1 protein-coding gene is annotated in these 904 nt (G+C 61.1%); it reads right to left on the bottom strand.

The genetic code is table 11. The features are described from left to right. Positions 1 to 107: 107 nt before the first annotated feature. Positions 108 to 746, bottom strand: a complete 639-nt coding sequence (locus AC1DX0_RS36500) for a DsbA family protein (protein ID WP_477359434.1) — start codon at positions 744 to 746, stop codon at positions 108 to 110. Positions 747 to 904: the final 158 nt, after the last annotated feature.

Below are 904 nucleotides of genomic sequence, written 5' to 3'. Positions count from 1 at the left end.
CGGTCGGAGAGTTCCTTGAGCAGGCGCGAACCGACAGCGCCCGATGCGCCGATGAGAGCGACTTTTGCCATGTCTTTTTCCAGTCCTTGTTGGAGTTCTGTTGGGGATCACGCCGCCGCGATATGGGCGAGGAGATTGTCAAAGCTGCCGAACAGCGCGTTCGAGCCGATGAGCCGAGGCGCATCGTTGCGGATAACTGCAAGGGAAGGCACGCCATTGGCATGCAGGCGCTGGAACAGCGCGCGGCCACGGCCGATCAGCTCGCTGTGAGCCGTCAGCAAGATTTCGGTCGGCYTCTTCAGCGTTGCCGCGAAATCCGCCATACCGGCATCGGCGAGCACGCCAGCCACGCCTTCGACAGTCACGATATCGCGGCCGTCGACATAGCGCGCACGCTGGATCGCCTTAAGCGCCGCGAGCCGGCGGCTGGGGTCTTTCAGGCCGGCGGCACTAATGCCGAGGGTCGCGGCATGCGAGTCCAGCAAGGTGCCTCTGACATTGAGGACATTGTGCTGATAAGCCTGTGTGAACTTCTGTCCGGTCAGACGCTCGATACGCTGGTCGTTCGCCCAGGCATGGGCGGCAAAACCCTCATCCATTGGCCGAGCACCGGCACCGGAGAACAGGCCAGTCGGCAGCAGCTCGAGGCGCAAGCCGCTGGCCGACAGCCTGTCCAGCATCGGCGTGGCGCCGTAGCACCAGCCGCAGAGCGGGTCGAAGAGATAAGTCACGTCTGAATTGCTCACGATCGCTGCCATCCTTGGTACGGACTGTCGGCTGACGGGCCGCCAAATGTCTTGGCCTTATGTGGCAGAGGGAGGCCTTGCGATAAATGGCACCCAATAATACAAACTGTCTGATCAAATCAGACAAAAGCAATCACCTTGGCTGACCTTCTGAACCT

The sequence above is a fragment of the Mesorhizobium sp. P3_A9 genome (assembly GCF_056402975.1).
Note: the sequence above shows the minus strand (reverse complement) of the source record. Positions and strands in the feature narration are given on the sequence as shown.